Origin of the sequence: Chelativorans sp. AA-79, assembly GCF_029457495.1 — a bacterium.
Lineage (GTDB): Bacteria > Pseudomonadota > Alphaproteobacteria > Rhizobiales > Rhizobiaceae > Chelativorans.
The window spans coordinates 829,070-852,583 of record NZ_CP120361.1; the positions used below are offsets into that span (position 1 = coordinate 829,070).

The 23,514-nt window shown below is 65.0% G+C and carries 21 protein-coding genes; 10 read left to right on the top strand and 11 right to left on the bottom strand.

From position 1 onward, the window contains the following. Nucleotides 1-84: 84 nt before the first annotated feature. Genes pcaF through PVE73_RS04215 form a run of 3 tightly spaced genes read right to left on the bottom strand, consistent with a single transcriptional unit; the run spans nt 85 to nt 2,949 of the window. Complete coding sequence (gene pcaF / locus PVE73_RS04205; RefSeq protein WP_277365740.1) at nt 85-1,290, bottom strand: 3-oxoadipyl-CoA thiolase; 1,206 nt, start codon at nt 1,288-1,290, stop codon at nt 85-87. Continuing rightward, nucleotides 1,283-2,095 (bottom strand): CoA-transferase subunit beta, encoded by an 813-nt coding sequence (locus tag PVE73_RS04210; protein WP_277365741.1) that lies wholly within the window; start codon nt 2,093-2,095, stop codon nt 1,283-1,285. The genes pcaF and PVE73_RS04210 overlap by 8 nt, the downstream gene beginning before the upstream one ends. After that, on the bottom strand, nt 2,092-2,949 hold the full coding sequence (locus tag PVE73_RS04215) for a CoA-transferase (RefSeq protein WP_277365742.1): 858 nt from the start codon (nt 2,947-2,949) through the stop codon (nt 2,092-2,094). Before PVE73_RS04215 ends, PVE73_RS04210 begins: the two co-directional genes overlap by 4 nt. A 57-nt stretch (nt 2,950-3,006) precedes the next feature. On the opposite strand from PVE73_RS04215, the gene PVE73_RS04220 reads away from it, so the two are divergent. Continuing rightward, complete coding sequence (locus tag PVE73_RS04220) at nt 3,007-3,801, top strand: IclR family transcriptional regulator C-terminal domain-containing protein (protein ID WP_277365743.1); 795 nt, start codon at nt 3,007-3,009, stop codon at nt 3,799-3,801. A 23-nt stretch (nt 3,802-3,824) separates the two neighbouring features. Here PVE73_RS04220 and PVE73_RS04225 read toward each other — a convergent pair whose 3' ends face one another. The 3 genes from PVE73_RS04225 to xylB form a co-directional block, all read right to left on the bottom strand. After that, complete coding sequence (locus tag PVE73_RS04225) at nt 3,825-4,049, bottom strand: hypothetical protein (protein WP_277365744.1); 225 nt, start codon at nt 4,047-4,049, stop codon at nt 3,825-3,827. A gap of 281 nt (nt 4,050-4,330) precedes the next feature. Next, on the bottom strand, nt 4,331-5,641 hold the full coding sequence (gene xylA / locus PVE73_RS04230; RefSeq protein WP_277365745.1) for a xylose isomerase: 1,311 nt from the start codon (nt 5,639-5,641) through the stop codon (nt 4,331-4,333). Beyond that, on the bottom strand, nt 5,638-7,092 hold the full coding sequence (gene xylB / locus PVE73_RS04235; protein ID WP_277367343.1) for a xylulokinase: 1,455 nt from the start codon (nt 7,090-7,092) through the stop codon (nt 5,638-5,640). Before xylB ends, xylA begins: the two co-directional genes overlap by 4 nt. Before the next feature lie 190 nt (nt 7,093-7,282). Between xylB and PVE73_RS04240 the strand changes: the two genes are divergently transcribed. Together PVE73_RS04240 and PVE73_RS04245 are read left to right on the top strand one after the other, a co-directional pair. After that, nucleotides 7,283-8,257: a 2-hydroxyacid dehydrogenase gene (locus tag PVE73_RS04240; protein ID WP_277365746.1), complete on the top strand. Its 975-nt coding sequence runs from the start codon at nt 7,283-7,285 to the stop codon at nt 8,255-8,257. Between the two features lie 81 nt (nt 8,258-8,338). Continuing rightward, complete coding sequence (locus PVE73_RS04245) at nt 8,339-8,737, top strand: hypothetical protein (RefSeq protein WP_277365747.1); 399 nt, start codon at nt 8,339-8,341, stop codon at nt 8,735-8,737. A gap of 7 nt (nt 8,738-8,744) precedes the next feature. Here the strand turns inward: PVE73_RS04245 and PVE73_RS04250 are convergent, their stop codons facing one another. Next, nucleotides 8,745-9,512, bottom strand: a complete 768-nt coding sequence (locus PVE73_RS04250) for a gamma-glutamyl-gamma-aminobutyrate hydrolase family protein (protein ID WP_277367344.1) — start codon at nt 9,510-9,512, stop codon at nt 8,745-8,747. A 240-nt stretch (nt 9,513-9,752) separates the two neighbouring features. Between PVE73_RS04250 and PVE73_RS04255 the strand changes: the two genes are divergently transcribed. Further along, a complete protein-coding gene (locus tag PVE73_RS04255; RefSeq protein ID WP_277365748.1) occupies nt 9,753-10,847 on the top strand; it encodes a TRAP transporter substrate-binding protein in 1,095 nt (364 codons plus the stop codon). Between the two features lie 53 nt (nt 10,848-10,900). On the opposite strand, the gene PVE73_RS04260 is transcribed toward PVE73_RS04255, so the two are convergent. Genes PVE73_RS04260 through PVE73_RS04270 form a run of 3 tightly spaced genes read right to left on the bottom strand, consistent with a single transcriptional unit; the run spans nt 10,901 to nt 13,521 of the window. Then, the gene (locus tag PVE73_RS04260; RefSeq protein ID WP_277365749.1) at nt 10,901-11,539 is read right to left on the bottom strand and encodes an exopolysaccharide biosynthesis protein; all 639 of its coding nucleotides are present in this window, start codon (nt 11,537-11,539) and stop codon (nt 10,901-10,903) included. A gap of 18 nt (nt 11,540-11,557) precedes the next feature. Beyond that, nucleotides 11,558-12,949: a TRAP transporter large permease subunit gene (locus tag PVE73_RS04265; protein WP_277365750.1), complete on the bottom strand. Its 1,392-nt coding sequence runs from the start codon at nt 12,947-12,949 to the stop codon at nt 11,558-11,560. Next, a complete protein-coding gene (locus PVE73_RS04270) occupies nt 12,949-13,521 on the bottom strand; it encodes a TRAP transporter small permease subunit (RefSeq protein WP_277365751.1) in 573 nt (190 codons plus the stop codon). Before PVE73_RS04270 ends, PVE73_RS04265 begins: the two co-directional genes overlap by 1 nt. A 395-nt stretch (nt 13,522-13,916) precedes the next feature. On the opposite strand from PVE73_RS04270, the gene PVE73_RS04275 reads away from it, so the two are divergent. From PVE73_RS04275 to PVE73_RS04290, 4 genes are all read left to right on the top strand, one after another. Further along, nucleotides 13,917-17,393 (top strand): indolepyruvate ferredoxin oxidoreductase family protein, encoded by a 3,477-nt coding sequence (locus tag PVE73_RS04275; protein WP_277367345.1) that lies wholly within the window; start codon nt 13,917-13,919, stop codon nt 17,391-17,393. A 96-nt stretch (nt 17,394-17,489) separates the two neighbouring features. Continuing rightward, the gene (locus PVE73_RS04280) at nt 17,490-19,835 is read left to right on the top strand and encodes an EAL domain-containing protein (RefSeq protein WP_277365752.1); all 2,346 of its coding nucleotides are present in this window, start codon (nt 17,490-17,492) and stop codon (nt 19,833-19,835) included. 145 nt (nt 19,836-19,980) lie between these two features. Beyond that, on the top strand, nt 19,981-20,736 hold the full coding sequence (locus PVE73_RS04285) for a hypothetical protein (protein WP_277365753.1): 756 nt from the start codon (nt 19,981-19,983) through the stop codon (nt 20,734-20,736). A 29-nt stretch (nt 20,737-20,765) separates the two neighbouring features. Then, a complete protein-coding gene (locus PVE73_RS04290; protein ID WP_277365754.1) occupies nt 20,766-20,912 on the top strand; it encodes a DUF3096 domain-containing protein in 147 nt (48 codons plus the stop codon). Nucleotides 20,913-20,929: 17 nt separating this feature from the next. Here the strand turns inward: PVE73_RS04290 and PVE73_RS04295 are convergent, their stop codons facing one another. After that, the gene (locus PVE73_RS04295; RefSeq protein ID WP_277365755.1) at nt 20,930-21,193 is read right to left on the bottom strand and encodes a hypothetical protein; all 264 of its coding nucleotides are present in this window, start codon (nt 21,191-21,193) and stop codon (nt 20,930-20,932) included. A gap of 245 nt (nt 21,194-21,438) precedes the next feature. On the opposite strand from PVE73_RS04295, the gene PVE73_RS04300 reads away from it, so the two are divergent. Further along, nucleotides 21,439-22,452, top strand: coding sequence for a zinc-binding dehydrogenase (locus PVE73_RS04300; RefSeq protein ID WP_277365756.1), 1,014 nt, complete (start codon nt 21,439-21,441; stop codon nt 22,450-22,452). Next, nucleotides 22,449-23,495, top strand: coding sequence for a Gfo/Idh/MocA family oxidoreductase (locus PVE73_RS04305; RefSeq protein WP_277365757.1), 1,047 nt, complete (start codon nt 22,449-22,451; stop codon nt 23,493-23,495). Before PVE73_RS04300 ends, PVE73_RS04305 begins: the two co-directional genes overlap by 4 nt. Nucleotides 23,496-23,514 lie beyond the last annotated feature (19 nt).

The following is a 23,514-nucleotide window of genomic DNA, read 5'->3' on the forward strand; positions in this document are numbered from 1 at the left end:
TTCGTCGAATCGGCATCATGATCTAACTTTTTGCTTGAGCATGATCTTTTCCGAAGATCGGCACCCACTTTTCGGGATCATGCTCTAGGCACGCTCCAGCGCGAGTGCGATGCCCTGGCCCACGCCGATGCACATGGTGGCAAGCGCCAGCCTTGCACTGCGTTCCCTCAGTTCCAGCGCCGCCGTGCCGGAAATGCGAGCGCCGGACATGCCGAGCGGGTGGCCGAGCGCGATCGCTCCACCATTGGGATTCACGTGCGCAGCATCTTCCGGAATGCCAAGCTCGCGCAGCACGGCGATGCCTTGCGAGGCGAAGGCCTCGTTCAGTTCGATCACGTCGAAATCCGAAGGGCCGAGTCCGAGCCGGGCGCAGAGCTTCTTCGCCGCCGGCGCCGGGCCCATGCCCATGATGCGCGGGGGAACGCCGGCGGCAGCCCCGCCCAGGATGCGGGCGATGGGCGTGAGGCCATGTTTCCTTGCCGCGGCTTCGGAGGCGATGATGAGTGCTGCCGCACCGTCGTTCACGCCGGAGGCGTTGCCGGCCGTCACCGTGCCGCCCTCGCGGAAGGGCGTGGGCAGCTTGGCGAGCTTCTCCACCGTCGTGCCCGGGCGAGGGTGCTCGTCCTTCTCCACGATGACCGGCTCCCCCTTGCGCTGCGGGATGGTGACGGGCGTGATCTCCTTTGCCAGCCGGCCGTTTTCCTGCGCCGCCACAGCTTTGTCCTGGCTGCGGACAGCGAAGGCATCCTGCTCTGCGCGGCCGATGGAGAAGTCCTCGGCCACGTTCTCGCCCGTCTCGGGCATGGAATCGACGCCGTACTGCTTCTTCATCAGCGGGTTGACGAAGCGCCAGCCGATGGTGGTGTCGTAGATCTCTGCGTTGCGGGAGAAGGCGGTTTCCGCCTTGGGCAGGACGAACGGTGCGCGGCTCATGGATTCCACACCGCCGGCGATCATCAATTCCGTCTCGCCCGCCTTGATGGCGCGTGCGGCGGTGGCGACCGCATCCATGCCCGAGCCACAGAGCCGGTTGATGGTGGAACCCGGCACTTCCACGGGCAGGCCCGCCAGAAGAAGCGCCATGCGCGCGACATTCCGGTTGTCCTCGCCGGCCTGGTTGGCGCAGCCATAGATGACATCGTCCACGGCCGCCCAATCCACGCCCGCATTGCGTTCGACCAGCGCTTTCAGCGGGATGGCGGCGAGATCGTCGGCGCGCACGGAGGAAAGGACGCCGCCGAATCGACCGATGGGCGTGCGGATGTAGTCGCAGATGAAGGCTTCAGCCATCCTTGGATCCTCTCTTGGCGGCCGGGCTGCCGGTGCCCTTGTGTGCCGCATCCGTGCGCGCCTTGAGGTCGCGCAGGGTCTTCAGTTCCAATTCGGTGGGCGGCGGGGTTTCTTCAAGCCTGTCGGCAAATTTCACCTGCCAGCCGCAGGTCTCCTGCACCATCTCGCGCGTGACGCCGGGGTGGAGCGAGACGACCGTGAACTCCTTGGTCTCCGGATCGGGCTTCCAGATCGCAAGGTCGGTGATGAGGAGCGTCGGGCCCTTGGTCGCAATACCCAGCCGCTGGCGATGATCGCCGCCATCGCCGTGGCCGAAGGAGGTGTAGAAATCGATCTTCTCCACCATGCCGCGCTTCGACTGGGCCATGGTGATGTAGACCTCGCCACAGGAGGAGGCGATCTCCGGTGCGCCGCCGCCGCCGGGCAGGCGCGTCTTGGGCTTGTGGTAATCGCCGATGACGGTGGTGTTGATGTTGCCGAACCTGTCGAGCTGCGCGGCACCGAGGAAACCGATGGTGATGCGCCCGCCCTGCAGCCAGTAGCGGAACATCTCCGGCACGGAGACCGTGGTGAGCGCGGTGTCGCAGAGCTCACCGTCGCCGATCGAGAGCGGCAGCACATCCGGCGCGGTGCCGATGGTGCCGGATTCATAGATCAGCGTGATGTCCGGCGCGTGGGTGAGGCGGGCGACGTTGCAGGCGGCCGACGGCGCGCCGATGCCGACGAAGCAGACATCCCGGCTCGTCAGCGCGCGGGAGGCCGCGATGGTCATCATCTCGTTGGGGGTGAAGGACTGCTCGCTCATGACGCCACCCTCAGATTTTCGACTCGGTCGGCGAAATCCTCCGGCCTCGCCTTGATCACATTCTCCTCCATCCATGCCCGGAAGCGCTCGCGGTCGGCCGCCACCTGGTCCCATTCCAGATAGGAGGCGTTGTCGCGGGCGTAATAGCCGTGGGTGTAGGAGGGATGCGCCCCACCGGGGACCACGGAGATCGCGGTGATGGTCCAGTGCGGGAGAACGCACAGATTGGGGTGGAGACCGGAGAAATCGTCCACCACCTCTTCGACCGTCACCACGGCGCGCCTGGCAGCAAGCACGGCCTCCTTCTGGATGCCGATGATGCCTTCCACCAGCACATTGCCCTTCCTGTCCGCCTTCTGGGCGTGAATGAAGGAAACGTCTGGGCGGATGGCCGGTACTGCCGCGAGCTCCTCCCCGGTGAAAGGGCAGGTGACGCTCTTGATGTTCGGGTTCACCTTGGGCAGGCCGGCGCCGCGATAGCCGCGGAAGACGGTGAGCGGCAGGCCGGCGGCACCCGCCTCGTAGGCATTGGCCATGGCGGCGTGGGAGTGCTCCTCCACCTCGACCGGGTGCGGCCAGCCGTTCTCGACAGCGTCGCGCAGCCGCCGGAGCAGGCCGACGCCCGGATTGCCGGCATAGGAGAAGACCAGCTTCTTCGCCATGCCCATGCCCACCATCTGATCATAGACCAGATCAGGCGTCATGCGGATGAGCGTCAGGTCCTTGAAGCCTTGGCGGATCGCCTCGTGGGCGGCAGCGGTGGGAATGAGATGGGTAAATCCCTCGAAAGCCGCGGTGTTCCCGTCGTGAAGGTTTTCCCGCACCGCCTGGTCGAGCGGCATGAAGCGCACCATATCGCCTCCAAAATGTTCGTATTGCGAACATAAGTTTTATATGCGATACTTTCTTAAATGAGCGAGGCGGTCGAGTCAACGGAAAGCGGTGCTGCACGCAGCGAACTGGTGGGTTCGCTGGCGAAGGGGCTCGGTGTGCTCCAGATCCTCGCGGGCGCGCCTTCCGGACTGCGCCTCACGGAGGTCGCCGAGGCGGCGGGGCTGACGCGCGCCGGCGCCCGGCGGCTGCTGCTTACGCTGGTGGCGGAAGGCTATGTGCGGCAGGAGGGCCGGCAATTCCTGCTTACCGCCAAGATGCTCTCGCTCAGCCGCACGTGGCTTGGCGCTACATCCGGATGGTCGCGTGCGGAGCCTGTCTTGCGGGAGGTCTCGCAGGCGGTGGGGGAATCCTGCTCGGCGGCGGTGCTGGAAGGGGAAGACGTTGTCTATGTCGCCCGCGTGGCGGGCCGGCGGATCGTTTCCGTATCCCTTTCCGTCGGCACCCGGCTGCCGGCCTACTGCACCTCGATGGGCCGGGTGCTTCTGTCAGGCCTGGACGATGCCGAACTCGCCTGTTTTCTGGACAAGGCGGCGATCCGCGCCAATACGCCCAAGACGGTTACGGACCGGCAGGCCCTTGCGGCCCGCATCGCCGACGTCCGGCGGGCAGGCTACGCCATCGTCGACGAGGAACTCGAGCTGGGTCTGCGGTCGATCGCCGTGCCGGTGCGCGCGCGTCCCGGTGCCGTCGTGGCGGCGATCAACGTCTCCACCCAGGCGGCGCGCTTTTCCTGCGAGGAAATGGGCAGGACCCTCCTGCCGCCGCTTCTCGAGGCGGCAGCCAAGATCGAGGATATTCTCGCATTCCAATAGGGTTTCGAGCGATCGCGCCACAGTCATGCGGCGCTCCTTGAATCCTTCCGTTCTTCCGCACCTTCGAGCATATCCCGCATCTTGCGGGCGAGCCGCTCCTGCAGGCGGGCGTGCATCAGCTTTTCCCAGGCCGGATCATCGGCGGCCATCGCGTGAGGCATCGACAGCAGCGTGTCGATAACGGACGCCTGATCGTTGCACGCGAGCAGCGCGTCGATCTCCGCTTCAACCTTCTTATCAACAGTCATCCTACGCCTCCGAATCTGGAGGCCTGAATCTAGGCCATCAATCCTGTCGGGATGAAGGCGGTGGGATGAAGATTTGGCGACAAGTTTATAGAGAAGTATCTCGCTTGTTTACATCGCATTAATATGTCGTGTTCCGCGAGCAGGATGCGGGCACGAGGCCGCGGTCACGGCGCGTGTCTTGCTTGGAGCTTACCTAAAATCGTTAGAAATCAGCATCCTCCCGCCGTCCGCCCCAAGGCCTTGCGAACCTTGGCGTGGAGCGGCGGGAAGCGCCGGAGCGGCTAGACGTAACGGTTTACGATATTCTCCAGCTTCTCCTGGCGGCCGGAGCGCGGCTTGGGGTCGAGGTTCTCGCGCGCGACGCGCTCGGCGATCTCCTCGAGCGTGCGCTCGCCTGCCAGCATGGCCTGCGCTTCGGCGCCCTTCCAGCCCGCGTAGCGCTCTTCCAGCGGCGCGCTCAGCGCCTTGTCCTCGATCATGTGGGCGGCCGCCTTCAGGCCCCGCGCGCAGATGTCCATGCCGCCGATATGGGCGGCGATCAGATCTTCCGGATCGAGCGACTGGCGGCGCAGCTTGGCGTCGAAATTGGTGCCGCCCGTCGCGAAGCCGCCGGCCTGCAGAACGTAGTAGTAGGCCAGCGCCGCTTCCGGCGCGCTGTTGGGGAACTGGTCCGTGTCCCAGCCCGACTGGTAATCGTTGCGGTTCATGTCGATGGAGCCGAAGATGCCGAGGGCCGTGGCCAGCGCCAGCTCATGCTCGAAGGAGTGGCCGGCGAGCAGCGCGTGGCCCTGCTCGATATTCACCTTCACCTCGTTTTCCAGCCCGTAGCGCTTCAGGAAACCGAAGACGGTCGCCACATCGAAGTCATACTGGTGCTTCGTCGGCTCCTGCGGCTTGGGCTCGATCAGGATGGTGCCGCCGAATCCGATCTTGTGCTTGTAGTCGACCACCATGGAGAGGAAGCGACCGAGCTGGTCGAGCTCGCGGCCCATATCGGTGTTGAGCAGGGTCTCGTAGCCTTCGCGCCCGCCCCAGAGCACATAATTCTCGCCGCCCAGGCGCTTCGTTACGTCAATGCAGGATTTCACCGTGGCGGCGGCATAGGCGAAGACGTCCGGATCCGGGTTGGTCGCGGCGCCCGACATGTAGCGGCGGTGGGAGAAGAGGTTCGCGGTGCCCCAAAGCAGCTTGACCCCCGTCTTCTCCATCTTTCCGGCGAAGTGGTCGGCGATCTCGTTCAGGCGGGAGACGCTTTCGGAATGGCTGGAGCCTTCCGGACGCACGTCCGCGTCATGGAAGGTGAAGTAGGGGGCGCCGAGGATCTCGAACATCTCGAAGGCGACATCGGCTTTGAGCTTCGCCTTCTCCATCGTGTCGCCGAACCAGGGGCGCTCGAAGGTCTGGCCGCCGAAGGGGTCGCCGCCCGGCCAGACGAAAGTGTGCCAGTAGCAGACGGCGAAGCGCAGATGATCCTCGAGTCGCTTGCCGAGCACGATTTCGTCAGGGTTGTAGTGGCGGAAGGCGAGCGGATTGTCGCTTTCGGGCCCTTCATAGGCGATCGGCTTCAGATCGCCGAAAAAACCGGTGCTCATGACGAAACTCCTCGTATTGCGGGGTAAAGGCCGCGGTAGCGGCGATAGGCGTCCTCGAAGGCCGGAACGAGGCTGGAGGCAGGCTCGATGGTGGCGGAGATAGCCGGCGGCGTGCAGACGGCGAGGGGGTCCGCACCCTCCGCCGCGACGAGACCGAGGCGGGCCGCCCCGAAGGCCGCGCCGAAGTCTCCCTCGGCGGGGACATCGACGGGAATGCCGAGCGCGGTGGCGATGGCGTTGAGCCAATAGGTCGAGCGCGAGCCGCCGCCGATCGCAGTGACGCGGGAAAGTTCCGTGCCGGCCTGCTTCAGGGCTTCGAGGCTGTCGCGGAAGGCGAAGGCCACGCCTTCGACGACGGCCCGGGTGAGGGCGGCGCGGTCCGTCCGGTGGGCGAGGCCCACGAAGCTGCCGCGGATGACGGCGTCGTTGTGCGGTGTTCGCTCGCCGGAGAGATAAGGCAGGAAGATGACGCCCGAGGGCGCCGTCAGCCCCTCGCCGAGCTCGCCGGTGAGCTCGCTCGGCTTGGTTCCGGTGACGCCGGCGAGCCAGTTGAGCGAATCGGTGGCCGACAGGATGACGCCCATCTGGTGCCAGGTGTCCGGCAGGGCGTGGCAGAAGGTGTGCACCGCGCTTTCCGGATTGGGGAGGTAGGCGGCGTTGGAGGCGAAGAGCACGCCGGACGTGCCGAGCGAGACGAAGGCAGCGCCGGGCGTCACCGTGCCCGCGCCGCAGGCGGAGGCCGCGTTGTCTCCGGCACCGCCCGCGACCACCACGCCGTGGCCAATGCCCCAGCGGCCCGCCAGTTCGGCGCGCAGCGTGCCCGCACGCTCCGTACCCTCCACAAGGCGCGGCATCTGGCTTTCCTCAAGGGAGGTCGCAGCCAGCAGTTCGGCCGACCAGCGGCGGTTCTCCACGTCGAGCCAGGCGGTACCGGCAGCGTCCGACATCTCGGAGATGTGCTCGCCGGTGAGCCACAGGCGCAGATAGTCTTTCGGCAGCAGCACCCTTGCCGTCCTGGCGAAGATGTCGGGCTCGTTGTTCCTCACCCAGTTCAGCTTCGGAGCGGTGAAGCCGGGGAAAACGATGTTGCCGGTGATCCTGCGGAAGCGCGGATCGGCATCGAGATCGGCCGCCTCCTTGTGGCTGCGGGTGTCGTTCCACAGGATGCAGGGGCGCAGCGGGTTGTCCGCTTCGTCCAGGAGGGTGGCGCCGTGCATCTGGCCGGAAAGGCCGATGCCCTTCACCGCCGCAAGCTCCGCCCCGTGGGCGGATCTCAGCGCGGCGACGGCTTCCTCCGCCGCGCGAATCCAGTCGGCGGGATCCTGTTCGGACCAGCCCGTGTGCGGCCTTGAAACATCAAGCGTTCCGGTGGCCGAGCCAACGATTTCCTGTCCGTCGTCAACCAGGAGCGCCTTCACCCCTGAGGTGCCGAGGTCGAGCCCGAGATACATCGCTTCCTCCCATGCAACCGCAGCGATCTCCGTTGCCGCGGCTGCAAACATATTTATTTCGAGTTTCGAAACAAATATATATAACACCCGCGGCGAGGCAATTCGTCAAGCCACGAAAAGGCAACCGGCTTTACATTTGCGTGCGCCGCCCGTTCCAATAGCATTGCTGATTCTCATTGGAGACTGTGCGATGCCCGACGGAGCCGAAGACGTCACCATTCTCGTGCCTGGGAAGTTGCATTCGCATGCGGTGAGCCGTATCGGCGAGCGCTTCAGGCTCATGGCGGTGGAGCGCTCCGATCCTGCGCTCCTGACGGACGAGATGAAGCGGAGCGTCGTCGGAGTGGCTGCTTCCGGCGCCATCAGCTCGGCATTCATGGATGCGCTGCCCAAACTCCAGATCGTCGCTAGCTTCGGCGTCGGCTATGACGCGGTGGATGCCGCCCATGCGGGTCGAAAAGGCATCGTGGTGACCAACACGCCGGACGTACTCACGGAGGAGGTCGCCGACACGGCGCTCGGCCTGCTCATCAACACCGTTCGCGAACTGCCCAAGGCGGAAAACTATCTGCGCGAGGGACGCTGGCGGCGCGAGGGCGCTTATCCGCTGACATGCGCCACGCTGCGCGGGCGTAGCGTCGGCATCTTCGGCATGGGCCGGATCGGCCGGGCGATCGCCCGGCGCGTCGAGGCTTTCGGGCTGCCGGTGAGCTATCACAACAGGCGCAAGGTCGAGGATGCGCCCTACGCCTATCACCAGACGCTCGTCGGCCTCGCCGAGGCGGTCGACACGCTGATTTCCGTTGCGCCTGGCGGGGCGGCGACGGAGAAGGCCGTCAATGCCGAAGTGCTGCGGGCGCTCGGGCCGAACGGCGTCTTCATCAATGTGGGGCGCGGCAGCACGGTAGACGAGGCCGCGCTTGCGGCCGCGCTCCGGGACGGTACGATCCTGGCAGCAGGCCTCGATGTCTTCGCGGACGAGCCCAATGTGCCCGACAGCCTTCTGTCGCTGGGGAATGCATGCCTGTTGCCGCATGTGGCTTCGGCTTCCGTCCACACGCGCCAGGCGATGGCCGATCTCGTGGTCGACAATCTGGTTGCATGGTTCACGCGGGGCGCGCCGCTCACCCCGGTGGCGGAAACGGCGCATCTGAAGGAACCCTAAATGCGCTGCATTCCAGTCAAGTTTTCTTAACGATTGTCCATAATGATGCATTTATTATCGCAAAAGTTGCAGGGGCGAGGAATGAAGTTGGCAATCTCCGCACTCGCTGTTCTGGCGGTGCTCGGGACGGCACCCTTTGTTTCGCCGGGGCGTAACGCTTCCGACGCGGCGCAGGCTGCGGGTACAAAGGCAAAGCCGCAATCCCGGTACGAGCTCAGTGTTTCCGGACAGAAGGGGAACTGCACGGTCGTCAAGCGCGGCGGTGCGGAACTGCAGCGGGCGGCGCTCGAACTTACGCCGGAATGCGTGGACATGATGCCGCGCCTTGCCGAAGCGCGCTACTGGCAGGAAGACGGCGCGGGCGAACTCTCCTTCGTGGCGGCGGACGGCAGATCCGTCGTGGAATTCTTCGCGGCGGACGGTGTCGCCTACGAATCGCTCAAGCCGTTGTCGCCAATCGTCGCGCTCAGGGCGCAGTAGGAAGCGCTCACTCGGCCGCGGCAGGGCGCAGGCGCGCCGCCGCGTGCGCGCGCACCGCATCGCCGAAAGCCTCGAAGACCTTACGTGAGGCGTCGTCGCTTGCCACCCAGTACTCCGGATGCCACTGCACGCCCACGGCAAAGCCCGGGACCCCGCGGACGGAAATCGCCTCTACGGTGCCATCCGGCGCCAGGGCTTCCACCTGAAGATCCGGGCCGAGGCGGTCGATGCCCTGCCGGTGCACGGAATTGACCATGACCTCGCCGGAGCCGAGAATACCGGCAAGGCAGGTTTCCGGCCTGATCTCCACCTTCTGGCGGATGGCGAAGCGCTCGTCCTGGGTGTCGCCGAGGCCGCGATGGTCGAGCGCACCCTCGCGCTCCTGGATCTCGCGGACGAGCGTGCCGCCCAGCGCCACGTTGAGCTCCTGTATGCCGCGGCAGATGGCAAGCAGCGGGACGCCCTTTTCGATCGCCTTGCGGATGAGCGGAATGGTGGTGGCGTCGCGCCGCTCGTCATAGGGTCCGTGCTCCTCGTCCGCCGCTGCTCCATAGAGGGGTGGGTAGACATTGGATTTCGCGCCGGTGAGCATGACGCCGTCGACCGAGGCAAGGAGCCCGTCGAGGTCGATCCTCTCGCCGAAGGAGGGCACCAGCACGGGCAGGACACGGGCAACCGAGAGCGCCGCTTCGAGATACTGCTCCGGCGCAGCGTGCCAGGTGTAGTTCTCGAAATGCTTCACATCCGTGGATACGGCGACGAGCGGCTGCGGCATGGAATCGGTCCTGGTGATCATACGCTCCCCATGTAATTACGTCTCCCGGAGCTTCCAAGCTCCAACGTCGGCCGAAGCGGCCGTCGGACGCGTTTACCCAAGCTGCCGATTGCCCGCCCGGGGCAACTGGACTTGGCCGCACACGCGTGTATTGATAGCCGCCGGCAATCGGGGGAGGCTGGCGCGCGCCGCCGCGCTCGATCTCCGCTTGTTTTCGATCCGCAATATGGGAGGTACTTCATGGATCGCCGCTCATTCATAAAAAAGGCAGGACTGGCCGGTGTCGGCGCAGGTGCCGCCGCGCTCGCCACACCCGCCATCTCGCAGGGCAACCAGACCTGGCGCATGGTCACCACCTGGCCCAAGAACTTCCCGGGGCTCGGCGTGGGCGCCCAGCGGCTCGCCGACCGAATCACCGCCGCTTCCGGCGGGCGGCTCACCATCCAGGTCTATGCCGCGGGCGAATTGGTGCCGCCGCTGCAGTCGCTCGACGCCGTCATCGACGGCTCGGCCGAGATGAGCCACGGCGCGGCCTATTACTGGCAGAACAAGAGCCAGGGTCTGTCGTTCTTCACCGGCGTGCCCTACGGCATGACCTCGCGCGAGCTGACGGCCTGGGTGCGTTATCTCGGCGGGCAGGAGATCTGGGACGAGATCTACGACCAGTTCGGCGTGCAGGGCTTCCTCTCGGGCGACACGGGCACGCAGGCGGGCGGCTGGTTCCGCGACGAACTCACCGGGGTGGACTCCGTCAGGGGCCTGCGCTTCCGCACTCCGGGCCTCGGCGGCCAGGTGTGGGAGAAGCTCGGCGCCACCGTCACCAACATGGCGGCGGGCGAAATCTTCCAGGCGCTGCAGTCCGGCACTCTGGACGCGGCGGAGTTCGTGGGGCCCTACAACGACCTCGCGCTCGGTTTCTACCAGGTCTGCAAGAACTACTATTTCCCGAGCTTCGTGGAGCCGGGGCTTGCGACCGAACTCGTCGTCTCCAAGGCGAAATACCAGGAGCTGCCGGAGGATCTGCAGGCGATCATCCGTGACGCCAGCCAGGCCGAGTACGACAATGTTGCCGCCGATTTCGCGGCCAACGATCCGCGTGCTCTTCAGACGCTGGTCGACGACCACGGCGTGCAGGTGCGCACCTTCCCCGAGGACATCATGGAGGCGGGCGCGACCGCGGCGAAGGAGATCCTGCAGGGTCTGCTCGAATCCAGCGATCCCCTGACCAAGAAGACGGCGGAAAGCTTCGTCTCGGCACTCAACATCGTGCGCCAGAAGACGGAGGGCACCGATTCGCTCTTCATCCAGGCGCGCGAAAAATACTTCAAGATCTGAGGCGTGGAGCCTTCAAGTGTCGGGCCCGGGCGGAAACGCCCGGGCTTTTTCGTTCAGCCGCCGAAGACCGACGTCAAGCCGCGGCCGGCCATATAGGCCCCGTAACCAAGCACCGAGAAATAGACGATGGTGGCGAGCGCCATGCCATAGCCGGCGAGCACGAAAAGTCCGTCGCGCTGGGAAATGCCAACGGCGAGGAACAGGATGCCGAAGGCGGGAAGGGTGTTGGAGAAAGGCACGAGCCCGAGCGGGAACATCAGGAGGACGCCGCCCAGGACCAGCACCAGGCCGTTGAAGCGGTTGATCGCTGCTCCCGTCGTCAGGGCCTCGATGCGCGGTCTGATGACCTTCTCGATGCGCTCCACGATCTCCGATCCTTTTCGAAGGGTGGGGATCAGCTTGTCGGCATCGATCGGCCGGTCGGTGATCCTCTTGGGCAGCCATGGCGCGCGGTTCAGGGTGATGCCGACCGAGATGAGGATAATGGCAAGCCCGAACACCGTGCTCACGCCGGGGATGGAGACGGGCAGGAGAAAGGGCAGGGTCAGGATCGCACAGAGCAGGAGCAGGCCCTGCTCGCCCGTGAGCTCGACGATCTCGCGCAGCGTGACGTTGCGCCCGTCGATGGCTTCCACCGTCTTGCGGATCGTCTCGCGGAGGGGCTGCGAGGTGTCGCCGAAGTTCAACCGCATGCGCAGTCACTCCGTTTCTCAGCCGTAGATCCAGCGGGGCAGCCATGTGGCGATCCCCGGAAAGCTCAGCATGATGGCAATTGCGACGAACTGAAGGAAGACGAAGGGAATGATGCCCCTGTAGATCATGCCGGTCGACACGCTCGAAGGAGCCACGCCCCGCAGGTAGAAGAGCGAAAAGCCGAAAGGCGGGGTGAGGAAGCTCGTCTGCAGGTTCACGCCCACCAGAACGCCGAGCCAGACCGGGTCGACATCGAGCGCAAGCAGGATGGGGGCGGTGATCGGGATCACGATGAAGATGATCTCGAATGTGTCGAGGATGAAGCCCAGCAGGAACATGATGAGCATCACGGCGATCACCGGCGCCAACTGGCCGCCCGGAAGATTGGCGAGGAACTCGTGCACGAGATTGTCGCCGCCCATCAGGCGGAAGACGATCGAGAAGACCGACGCGCCGAGAAGGATGATGAACACCATCGAGGTGATCGCCGCGGTGGAGATGACGGCCTCGCGCAGCACGCGGAAGGAAAGGCGCCATCGGAGGGCGGCGAGCACCATAGCCCCGACGGCGCCCACCGAAGCGGCTTCCGTCGCCGTGGCGACGCCGCCCAGGATCGAGCCGAGCACGGCAATGATGAGGAGCAGAGGCGGCACGAGCGCCACCACCACCTCACGGAGCAGATGCTGCCGCTCCTCGGGCGGAACCGGCGTTGCAGGGCAGGTCTCCGGCTGGAATACGGCCTTGAAGATCATCCAGCCGAGATAGAGGCTGACCAGGAGCAGGCCCGGCAGAAGAGCACCGGCGAAGAGATCGCCCACAGAGACGGGTGCAGGCGCGAAATTACCCTTCGCCATCTGCACCTGCGAATTGATGCCGGCCAGCATGTCGCCCATGAAGATGAGCACCGTCGACGGCGGGATGATCTGGCCAAGCGTGCCGGACGCGCAGATGACGCCGGAGGCGAGCTTCGGGTCGTAGCCCGCACGCAGCATGGCGGGCAGCGAAATCAGCCCCATGGTAACGACCGTCGCGCCCACGACACCGGTGGAGGCGGCGAGCAGCGCCCCCACGACGACGACCGAAATGCCCAGGCCGCCGCGCAGATTGCCGAACAGCTTGCCCATGGTGAGGAGCAGTTGCTCGGCGATCTTGGACCGTTCCAGAACGACGCCCATGAAAATGAAGAGGGGGACAGCAACCAGCACTTCATTGGTCATGAAGCCGGCATAGCGCGGCGGCAGGCTGCCGAGATTGGAGGGGTCGAACACGCCGAAGAACAGGCCGACCGCGCCGAAGAGCAGGGACACGCCGGCCAGCGTGAAGGCTACCGGAAAGCCCATCATGAGGAAGCCGATGATGCCGAAGAACATCAGGCCCGCGAGGATCTCGCCGATCAGCTTCGGGTCCATCAGTGGGCACCCCCGTCGCCTTCATAGCGCAGCCCTTCGGGAAGAAGCTCTTCGTTTCCGGCGAGAACCAGAATGCTGCGCAAGGCCATAGCTACGCCCTGCAGTGCAACGGACCCTGCAAAGACGAGGATGAAGCTCTTCAGGATGAAGAGGCCCGGCATGCCCGCCGGGTTGGCCGAACCTTCATAGATGCGCCAGGAGCGGGCGACGAAAGGCCATCCATAGTAAAGGACGATCCAGCAGAAGGGCAGCAGGAAGACCACGACGCCGATGAGGTCCACGATCGCCTTGGTGCGGATGGCGGCCGGGCGGTAGAAGATGTCGACGCGGACATGGTCGTTGCGCAGGAGCGCGAAACCGGCCACGGCGGTGAACATCGCGCCGTTCAGCCAGACATAGAGATCCTGCATCCAGACATAGCTGATGGAGAAGACATAGCGCTGGACGACCACCGTGAAGCAGACGAGCACGATGGCGAGCGAAAGCCAGGAGAAGAGATTGCCAACCAGCCGGTTCAGATCGCTGATCGCGCGGACGACCAGGGCGATTATCCGCACGGCGACGCCCCCCATCGGGCCGCCTTGGCGTGCCCACCACCTCTTGGTTTCATCCCTTCACTCCACTCCCCGCCGGCATTCCGGGACCCGTCCCGGCGCATGTTGACCATGCTGATTTGACGCCGGCCGACTTTTGAGACCGGGTTCTTAGCAGCTTTGCATTGCAGGCAAAAGTGTGACCGCTCCATATCCCCGGATCGTGGATCGACCGATTCGTGCGGGCCGGGCCTGCTCCGGCTAATAAAATGTCCGGCCACGGCATCTTCACATATTCGTGTTGCTCTTTTTTTCCGCGGCCCGATTTCATTTGGCCGCAGCGTGCGCGAAAACTATTATGATTCAGGCGAATGGGCTTTCCGGCCCTTCGCTTGGGGCTCGCCACGGCGGTAGACCGCGCGGAGGAACTCGGCATGACGCTCCATGAGGTGTCGCTCGGCGACAAATACGATCTCGGCCAGGAGCGGATCTTCGTTTCGGGGGCGCAGGCGATCGTGCGCATGCTTCTGATGCAGCGCGAACGCGACAGGCGCGCCGGCCTCGACACGGCAGGCTTCATCTCGGGCTATCGCGGCTCGCCCGTGGCCGGGATCGACCATCAGCTGTGGAAGGCGGGCAAGGAGCTTTCGGCGGCCAATATCGTCTTCCAGCCCGGCCTCAACGAGGAACTGGCGGCGACGGCGTGCTGGGGCTCGCAGCAGACGGAGCTTCTGGGCGAGGGCAGATATGACGGCGTCTTCGCCCTGTGGTACGGCAAGGGGCCGGGCGTCGACCGCACGGGCGACGTCTTCCGCCACGCCAATATGGCGGGATCCTCCAAGCATGGCGGCGTGCTTGCCCTGATGGGCGACGACCACGCGGCCGAATCCTCCACCGTGGCGCATCAGAGCGAGTTCGCCTTCGTGGACACGATGGTGCCGGTCCTCAACCCGGCCGGGGTCCAGGAGCTGATCGACTACGGCCTCTACGGCTATGCGCTGTCACGCTTCGCCGGCACCTGGACGGCCATCAAATGCGTGAAGGACAATATCGAATCGACGGCGTCCGTGGACGTGGCGCTCGACCGGTTCGATATCGCGATCCCCGAGTTCGACATGCCGCCGGGCGGCCTGAACATCCGCCACGAGGTGAACCAGCTCGGCCAGGAGGAGCGGCTGCACGATCATAAGCGCGCAGCGGCGGCGGCGTTCGTGAAAGCCAACGGGCTCAACCGCGTCGTCTGGTCGGGCGGGCCGCACGCAAAGCTCGGGATCGTCACGATCGGCACCAGCTATCTGGACACCCGCCAGGCGCTCGAGGATCTCGGCATCGACGAGGAGCGCGCGGCCCAACTCGGCCTGCGGCTCTACAAGGTGGCCTGCCCGTGGCCCTTCGACTTCGAGCACATGGCCGATTTCGTGCGCGGGCTGGAGATGGTGATCGTGGTGGAGGAGAAGCGCTCCCTGCTGGAGGTGCAGCTGCGCGAGAACCTCTACGGCACGGCCAACCATCCCGTCATCATCGGCAAGAAGGACGAGCGCGGCGCGCAGCTCTTTCCGGTGAAAGGGGCGCTCGATCCCAACGAGATCGCGATCGCCATCGGCGAGCGCATCCTGCGGGTGATCGGGCCTTCGGAGGAAATCACCGGCCGCGTCGCCAGGCTCCGTCAGTTCCAGGCGATGCTGGCGGAGACCAAGGACGTGGCGAGCCGGATGCCCTATTTCTGCTCGGGTTGCCCGCACAACACCTCGACGCAGCTGCCCGAAGGCTCGATCGCGGGCGGCGGCATCGGCTGCCATTTCATGGCGCTGTGGATGGACCGCGGCACGGTGGGCTTCACCGCCATGGGCGGAGAGGGGGCGCAGTGGATCGGCCAGGCGCCGTTCTCGAAACGCGAGCACTTCTTCCAGAATCTCGGCGACGGCACCTTCAACCATTCGGGCTCGCTGGCGATCCGCTTCGCCATCGCCGCCGGCGCCAACATGACCTACAAGATCCTCTACAACGACGCCGTCGCAATGACCGGCGGCCAACCGCACGAGGGCGGGCTCAGCATGGGCCAGATCGCCGAGGAAGTGCGGGCGATGGGCGTGAAGCGCATCGCGGTCGTCAGCGACGAGCCGGAAAAGTACGAAGGTGTCCTGCGCTTCCCGGCCGGCACGACGGTGCACCACCGCGACGACCTTGACGAGGTGCAGCGCGGTCTCAGGGAAGTGAAGGGCGTCTCCGTCCTCATCTACGACCAGACCTGCGCGGCCGAGAAGCGCCGGCGGCGCAAGCGCGGCACCTTTCCCGATCCCGACAGGCGGGTGATCATCAACGAGCTCGTCTGCGAGGGCTGCGGCGATTGCGGCGTGAAGTCCAACTGCGTCTCGGTGCAGCCGCTCGAGACGGAGTTCGGCCGCAAGCGGCGCATCGACCAGTCGAGCTGCAACAAGGACTTCTCCTGCCTCAACGGTTTCTGCCCCTCCTTCGTGACCGTGCACGGCGCGAAGCTCAAGAAGGTGGACGGCGCGGCGGGCAACATCGATCCGCTTCAGGGCGTGCCGGAGCCCGCGCTCTTCCCCATCGAGCGCGGCTGGTCTGGCATCGTCGACGGCATCGGCGGCACGGGCGTGGTGACGATCGGCGCCGTGCTCGGCATGGCCGCGCATCTGGAAGGGAAGGGCTCGGGCATCATCGATATGGCGGGCCTCGCCCAGAAGGGCGGCGCCGTCTTCTCCCATCTCAGGATCGCGCGGCGGCCCTCCGACATCAACTCCATCCATGTGGCGGCCGGCAAGGCCGACCTGGTGCTCGGCTGCGATCTCGTCGTCTCCGGCTCGCGCAAGGTGCTTTCGACGGTGCGCGAGGGCCATACGCTTTTCCTCGCCAACACGGCGGAGGTGATGCCGGGCGATTTTGCGCGCTCGGCCGATTTCATGCTGCCGGTGGAGAGCCTGAAGCGGGCGGTGCGCAAGGCCGCCGGCGAGGACAAGGCGCACTTCTTCGACGCCACGCAGACCGCCTCCGTGCTTTTCGGCAACTCCATCGGCGCCAACATGTTCATGCTGGGCATGGCCTATCAGCGAGGCGGCCTGCCGGTCTCGGCAGACGCGATCGAAAAGGCGATCGAGCTCAATGGACAGGCGGTGAAGATGAATGTGGCGGCGTTCCGCTGGGGCCGGCGCGCCGCGCACGAGCCGGCCTTCGTGCGCGACCTGGTGGCGCGCTCGGCCACCGGCGGCCGGGAGGGGTCCGCGCAGGCGCTGGAGGAGGTCATAGAGCGGCGCGCGCAATTCCTCGCCGGCTATCAGGACGAAACTTACGCCGAGCGTTATCGCGCCCGAATCGCAAAGCTCCGTGCGACCGAGGAAAAGGCCGTTCCCGGCTCCACCGCGGTCACCGAGGCGGCCGCGCGCAACCTTTTCAAGCTGATGGCGATCAAGGACGAGTACGAGGTGGCGCGGCTTTATACGGACGGCTCCTTCCGGCGCCAGCTCGCAGCCGAGTTCGAAGGCTATGACAGGCTTGAATTCCATCTGGCTCCGCCCGTCTTCGCCAAGCGCGACGGCGCGGGGCATCTGAAGAAAGCGCGCTACGGGCAGTGGATGTTGAAGGCCTTCTCCCTGCTTGCCGGCCTCAAGGGGCTGCGCGGCACCGTGTTCGACCCGTTCGGCTACACGGCCGAGCGGCGCATGGAACGCGCGCTTCTCAGGCAATACGAGGCTGATCTCGACCTCATCGAAGACATGCTCTCCCCGGACCGCGAGGAAGCGGCGGCAGCGCTCGCCTCTGTGCCCGCGCTCATCCGCGGTTTCGGCCATGTGAAGGAGGCGAACGCCCGGAAAGCGGCCGAAGAGCGGGAGCGGCTCCTCCAAAGGCTGCAGACCGCCAGCCCCGACCCCCGGTTGCAGGCGGCCGCGGAGTAGTCCCTTCGGCTGAACCTAACTTTATCCTCTTTTTCAGTTATAAAGTTTTCTTAATTCGGCTATGCGATGGGAGAGCCGGGGCAATGGGTTGATGCCGTGAGAAAAAGCAAACCGGGCATACCTGAAGAGGTCTATGTCGGCTTCGTGCGCTCGTTGTTCAACGAGGGCGAAGTGCTGCTGATCGGCGGCGTCTGCCACTGCCTGCTCGCCATCCTTGTCTATACGAGTTCGCGCGAACCAATCTATCTCTGGTTTGCCGTGGTGCTCCTGATCGCCGGCATCGTCCGGTATTTCAACATTTCCGGTGGGAAGAAGGCGCAGATCACGACCTATGAGGAGGCGCGCCGCTGGGAGGTGAGCTACCTCTACACAGGCTTCTTTCAGGCCCTCACCATGGGGCTGTTCAGCTTCGTGACCCTCTACTATCGGCCCGACGTCTTCGGCGAAATCGGTGCCGTCACCGTCGTCATGGGGTCCACGATCACCATCGTCGGCCGGAACTACGGGTCGAAGAAGATGGTGCTGCTGCAGTCCCTGGCGATCGTCGTTCCGATGGCCGCAGGGATGATCCTGAGAGGAGGCTATCAGTTCATCATTCTCGGGCTCTATCTGATCCCCTTCATCTTCGTTCTCAGGAAGATGTCGAACAACGTCCAGACCGTGCTGTTCGATGCGATCATCCAGGGCAACCGGTCGCGCCGGCTGGCACAGCGTTTCGACCGGGCGCTGAACACGATGTCCCACGGACTGGTCATGTTCGGCACCGACGGCAAGGTGGTCGTCGCCAATGCCCAGGCCGCCGACATCATGGGCTTTTCCTCGGCCGACAAGATGATCGGGCGGACGCTCAAGACGCTTCTGATGCGCGGCGTGGCGGCCGGAATGCTCAACAAGAAGGATTCCAAATACGCGGAGAACCTCTTGACGGAAGCCTTGCGGCGGGGGCGCGACCGGAAGGTGCTCCTGAGGCTCGCGGACCGGCGCTATCTCGAATTCTCCGCGCGCGCGGGCCGGGACGAGCTCAAGGTGCTCACCTTCGAGGAGGTGACGCAGCGCGTCGAAGCGGAGGAGAAGATCCGCTACATGGCCAGGTACGACAGCCTGACCGGCCTGCCGAACAGAGCCTATTTTCACGACGTCATCGCCGAGATGATGGCGACGGGCGACCAGACGAGGCTCTGTGGACTTTCTGTTTTCGATCTCGACGATTTCAAGAGCATCAACGACACGTTGGGGCATCCGGTCGGCGACGGCCTCATCTATGCCGTCGCCGAGAAACTCGCCTCCTTCGCGGGCGACGACGTCAAGGTCAGCCGGTTCGGCGGCGACGAGTTCATGATCTTTTTCAATCAGGTGGAGAACGAGGAGGATTTCACCCGGCGCTCCTGCGAGGTTTTCGAGAGCCTGCGTGGCGAGGTGGACGTGGCCGGGCACATCCTGCGCATCCAGGTCAGCGGCGGCGGCGTTCTTTCGTCCGTCGGGGAGAACAGTGTCGATGCGATGATCGTGAAGGCCGACCTCGCCCTCTACAAGGCGAAGGAGGAGGGGAAGAACGGCTGGCGCGTGTTCGAGACCGAGATGGATGCCGCCTTCCGCCATCGGCAGACGATGAAGGCGGATCTCAGGACAGCGGTCGAGACGAAGGCGTTGCGGGTCGTCTTCCAGCCGATCATCGATCTCAGCACGATGCAGATCTCCAGTTGCGAAGCGCTGTGCCGATGGGACCATGCCGAGCTTGGCGCCGTCTCTCCGGCAGTCTTCATCCCGCTCGCCGAGGAGATGGGCCTGATATCCGAAATCAGCGCGTTCGTGCTGCAGGAAGCCTGCGGGCAATGCGCCCAGTGGCCCTCCCATCTCTGCGTTTCCGTCAATCTCTCGGCCAAGGACTTCTACAGTGGCTCCGTCGTGGAAACGGTACGCGAGGCGCTCTCGAAGGCGCAGCTCGATCCTCGCCGCCTGGAAATCGAGGTCACCGAAACCACGCTGCTCGACGACCATATCGCTACCCGAGGCTATCTGGAGGCGCTGAAGCAGCTTGGCGTGGGAATAGCGCTCGACGACTTCGGCACGGGCTATTCCAGCCTCAGCTACCTCCATCGGCTGCCGCTCGACAAGGTCAAGATCGACGGCAGCTTCCTCGCCGACGTGACCAACAACAAGCGCTCGCTTCGCCTGCTCACGGGGGTGGTGGACCTGTCCAAGAATCTCGGCCTGGCCGTCACCGTGGAAGGTGTCGAGACCTTCGGCCAGCTGAAGATCCTCGCTTCGAGCGTGCAGGCGGACTTCGTGCAGGGCTTTCTCTTCGGTTCTGCCCTCACGTCTTCGGGCATCAAGACGATGTCCGCCCACACCTGGTCTCTCGCCGGCTTCGACACGCCGTCGCGCTCGGCGATCGCCGCGAAGCTCAAGCAGGACCATCACGCAAAACCAACCGGCCACTGAACCTGCGCTTGAAGGCAGGGTCTTTCGCCCCAATTTAAGGTTAATGAGGGGTTACCGGTGATGTTAGATTTTATTCTTTTTTCATCTGTTATGCTGAGCTGTTGCTACTAGTGTGCGAAGGCGGGCGCCCATGTCATCGGAAAGTATGTCGAATCCCATCCCGACCAGGCGAGTTGGCAATGAATCCTCGGCGTTCACGCGGACGGCGATGTCGCTTCTCGACCGCATCGAATACCGCCGCTGTGATCGCGGCGAGGATCTGGAGGCGATCTACAAGCTCCGTTACAAATCCTTTCGCCACCATGGGCTGCTGCTCACCGAATCCGCCGACGAGCGGATGGTCGACGATCTCGACAATACGCCGAACTGCTACAAGTTCGGTGTCTTCATGGACAACGAGCTCATCAGCACGATCCGCCTCCACTATCTTACCCGGGAAATGCCCTACGCGCCGACGATGACGGTGTTCAAGGACGTGTTGCAGCCGCGTCTCGATCGCGGGGACACCTTCATCGACCCCAGCCGGCTCGCCACGGATCCCGAGGTGACGAAAAGCTCGCGCGTCCTCCCCTACATCACCCTTCGCCTGGCCTTCATCGCGACGGTGCGTTTCCAGACGACCGGCTGCATCTCGATGATCCGGGAGGAGCACACGGCCTTCTACAACCGGAGCTTCGATTCGGCTGCAGTTTGCGAACCGCGCCTCTATCCGCCGTTCACGATGCCGATCTATCTGTACGAAACGCGCTACGATGTCAGCGCGCAGCTTTCACTGGACCGCTTTCCGTTCTTCGGATCGACCGCGAGCGAACGCCGCATGTTGTTCGATCGGCCCCGGTACGGCGAACTCGCCCCACTCACCATCCTGCCGACCGCCAAATATCTCATGCACGCGGCCTGACCGGCCGAAACAAAGCTGAAAGGTGAACCATGATGATGGAATTCGGACTTACGCCGCTCGTTTCCCTGATCGCCGGCATCCTCATCCTGATCATGCCGCGGCTGCTGAACTATATCGTGGCGTTCTACCTCATCCTCATCGGTGTGTTGGGGCTTTTCCCGCAGCTTGCCGGCTGAAACGCCCGGAACCCGCTTCAGCCACCCTTCTTCTTGAGGGTCCTCTCCTCTTCGCGCTCGCGGTGCCTTTTGCGCGCGGACATCGGTTCGTCCTGCCAATCGGTTATTCCATCGCCGTGCAACGAGAGATCGACGGGCTTGATCGTTTCGTTGCCTTCGAACCCGCCGGCATCCGGCGCTTCTCCGGATACGGGCTCGCCGGCTCTCCTCAACACTTCCCGATCGGCGGGCGTGGGCGTGCCCTTCACGGGCTTCTTCTCTTCCTTCCTGGACATGGACATGACCGCTCCTGACTCGTCTTTTCTCCAGAACCGGGGCATGTGCCCCGTTGTTCCCTCGCAGCGCGGCGCCCGGCCCGATTGCCTGTAAACCAGCCCTGGGCGGAACCTTCGAAAATTCCTGACGTTGGGTCACGAGGCGCGAGGGCCCCCGGCCCCTGAAGACCAGCGGAATGCCACCCGCCGGCGGAACCAAGTTGCGCTCTCCTTGTTGATCAGGAGCAATCTCCAATCACCAGGCGGCAGGAATGACCACAACGCTCCAACGCGCGAATTTCATCTCTTCCTCTTCCACTCCCTCCACCATGCAGGCAGTCGTCGTCACCGGCCCGGGGACGATCGAGGTCCAGGACGTGCCGGTGCCGGAGCCCGGCGACGGCCAGATCCGTGTGCGGCTGACGGGCTGCGGCGTCTGCGCCTCCAATCTCGGCCCCTGGTCGGGGCCGGAATGGATGACGTTCCCGACGGCGCCGGGCGCGCTCGGCCATGAGGGATGGGGCGTGATCGATGCGGTCGGTCCGGGCGTGACGGGGCTCGAACCGGGACAGCCGGTGACCACGCTTTTCCAGAACAGCTATGCGGAATTCGACGTCGGCGAGGCGAGCCAGGCCGTCCTCCTGCCGCCGGAGCTCGCGCATATGCCACTGCCCGGGGAGCCGCTCGGTTGCGCGATGAACATCTTCCGCCGGGCCAACATCCGGGCGGACCAGACGGTCGCCATCGTGGGGGTGGGTTTCCTGGGCGCCATCCTCACCCGGCTCGCCACGCAGGCCGGGGCCGAGGTGATCGCCATCTCGCGGCGCGGATACGCGCTGGGGATGGCGCGCCAGATGGGCGCGACGCGGACCATCCCCATGGAGGATCATCACGCCATTATCGAGAAAGTAGGCACCCTGACGGAGGGCCGCTTGTGCGAGCGGGTCATCGAGGCGACCGGCAAGGCATGGCCGCTCGATCTCGCCGGCGAACTGACCGCGGAGGGCGGCAGGCTGATCGTCGCGGGCTATCATCAGGACGGGCCGCGGCAGATCAATATGCAGCTGTGGAACTGGCGGGGCTTCGACGTCGTCAATGCGCATGAGCGCGATCCGGCGGCCTATATCCGGGGAATGCGGGAGGCCGTCGAGGCGGTCCTCTCCGGCAGGCTCGACCCCATGCCGCTGATCACCGACATGTTTCCGCTCTCGGGACTGGACGACGCGCTCAATGCAACGCGCGACCGGCCGGACGGCTTCCTCAAGGCGGTGGTGAGGATGCCATGACGATCGTGGTCGATCATCCTCGCAGGGCGGCGCTCAAGAAGCCGCGCCTGGGCTTCCTAGGCATGGGCTGGATCGGCCGCAACCGCATGAAGGCGCTGGTCGAAGCCGGCGTCGCCGAAGCGGCTGCGGTGGCCGATCCCTCGAAAGCGTGTCTGAAGGAGGCCTTGAAGCTGGCGCCGGCAGCAAAGCCGGTGAAGGGGCTTTCTGGTCTTCTGGAGGAGGGCGTCGACGGTGTGGTGATCGCAACACCAAGCGCGCAGCACGCTCAGCAGGTGCTGCAGGCGCTCGGCAGCGATGTGGCGGTCTTTTGTCAGAAGCCGCTCGGCCGCAACCGTGAAGAGGTTCGGGCGGTCGTGGAGGCGGCGAGAACCGCCGACCGTCTCCTGGGACTCGACCTCTCCTACCGCCATACGCATGCGATGCGGCAGATTCGTCCGATCGTCGCGGGGGGCGGGCTCGGCCATGTCCATGCGGTCGATCTCCTTTTCCACAACGCTTATGGGCCGGACAAGCCCTGGTTCTACGACCCGGCGCTCTCCGGCGGCGGCTGCGTGATTGACCTCGGCGTCCATCTGGTGGACCTTGCGCTGTGGACGCTCGGCTTTCCCAAGGTGAGCGCCATTTCCAGCCATCTCTTCGCCGGCGGCGAAGTCCTGCCCGCCGACCCTTCGGTCGTAGAGGATTTCGCGGTGGCGACCTTGACGCTGGAGCCGGGGACGGTCGTGCGGCTCGCCTGCTCGTGGCGCCTCCACGCCGGGCAGGATGCCGAGATCGCCGCCGCCTTCTACGGATCGGAGGGCGGCCTGGCGCTCCACAATGTGAACGGTTCATTCTACGATTTCGTGGCGGAACGCTATCGCGGCACCGCCCGCGAACAGCTGGCCGCCCCGCCCGACGACTGGGGCGGGCGCGCCGCGATCGACTGGGCCGTGCGGCTCGCCGCGAATGCGGGTTACGACCGGGAGGCCGACGCGTTCGTGGACGTGGCGGAGGTGCTGGACCGCATCTATGGCCGGCAGACCATGCGCGCGGCGGCGGAATGAACCGCAGCAGGCAGGGAGG

Coding starts and splice junctions, on each gene's coding strand:
- pcaF (WP_277365740.1), bottom strand. CDS start 1,290: ATGGCTGAAGCCTTCATCTGCGACTACATCCGCACGCCCATCGGTCGA.
- PVE73_RS04210 (WP_277365741.1), bottom strand. CDS start 2,095: ATGAGCGAGCAGTCCTTCACCCCCAACGAGATGATGACCATCGCGGCC.
- PVE73_RS04215 (WP_277365742.1), bottom strand. CDS start 2,949: ATGGTGCGCTTCATGCCGCTCGACCAGGCGGTGCGGGAAAACCTTCAC.
- PVE73_RS04220 (WP_277365743.1), top strand. CDS start 3,007: ATGAGCGAGGCGGTCGAGTCAACGGAAAGCGGTGCTGCACGCAGCGAA.
- PVE73_RS04225 (WP_277365744.1), bottom strand. CDS start 4,049: ATGACTGTTGATAAGAAGGTTGAAGCGGAGATCGACGCGCTGCTCGCG.
- xylA (WP_277365745.1), bottom strand. CDS start 5,641: ATGAGCACCGGTTTTTTCGGCGATCTGAAGCCGATCGCCTATGAAGGG.
- xylB (WP_277367343.1), bottom strand. CDS start 7,092: ATGTATCTCGGGCTCGACCTCGGCACCTCAGGGGTGAAGGCGCTCCTG.
- PVE73_RS04240 (WP_277365746.1), top strand. CDS start 7,283: ATGCCCGACGGAGCCGAAGACGTCACCATTCTCGTGCCTGGGAAGTTG.
- PVE73_RS04245 (WP_277365747.1), top strand. CDS start 8,339: ATGAAGTTGGCAATCTCCGCACTCGCTGTTCTGGCGGTGCTCGGGACG.
- PVE73_RS04250 (WP_277367344.1), bottom strand. CDS start 9,512: ATGCCGCAGCCGCTCGTCGCCGTATCCACGGATGTGAAGCATTTCGAG.
- PVE73_RS04255 (WP_277365748.1), top strand. CDS start 9,753: ATGGATCGCCGCTCATTCATAAAAAAGGCAGGACTGGCCGGTGTCGGC.
- PVE73_RS04260 (WP_277365749.1), bottom strand. CDS start 11,539: ATGCGGTTGAACTTCGGCGACACCTCGCAGCCCCTCCGCGAGACGATC.
- PVE73_RS04265 (WP_277365750.1), bottom strand. CDS start 12,949: ATGGACCCGAAGCTGATCGGCGAGATCCTCGCGGGCCTGATGTTCTTC.
- PVE73_RS04270 (WP_277365751.1), bottom strand. CDS start 13,521: ATGGGGGGCGTCGCCGTGCGGATAATCGCCCTGGTCGTCCGCGCGATC.
- PVE73_RS04275 (WP_277367345.1), top strand. CDS start 13,917: ATGACGCTCCATGAGGTGTCGCTCGGCGACAAATACGATCTCGGCCAG.
- PVE73_RS04285 (WP_277365753.1), top strand. CDS start 19,981: ATGTCGAATCCCATCCCGACCAGGCGAGTTGGCAATGAATCCTCGGCG.
- PVE73_RS04290 (WP_277365754.1), top strand. CDS start 20,766: ATGATGATGGAATTCGGACTTACGCCGCTCGTTTCCCTGATCGCCGGC.
- PVE73_RS04295 (WP_277365755.1), bottom strand. CDS start 21,193: ATGTCCATGTCCAGGAAGGAAGAGAAGAAGCCCGTGAAGGGCACGCCC.
- PVE73_RS04300 (WP_277365756.1), top strand. CDS start 21,439: ATGACCACAACGCTCCAACGCGCGAATTTCATCTCTTCCTCTTCCACT.
- PVE73_RS04305 (WP_277365757.1), top strand. CDS start 22,449: ATGACGATCGTGGTCGATCATCCTCGCAGGGCGGCGCTCAAGAAGCCG.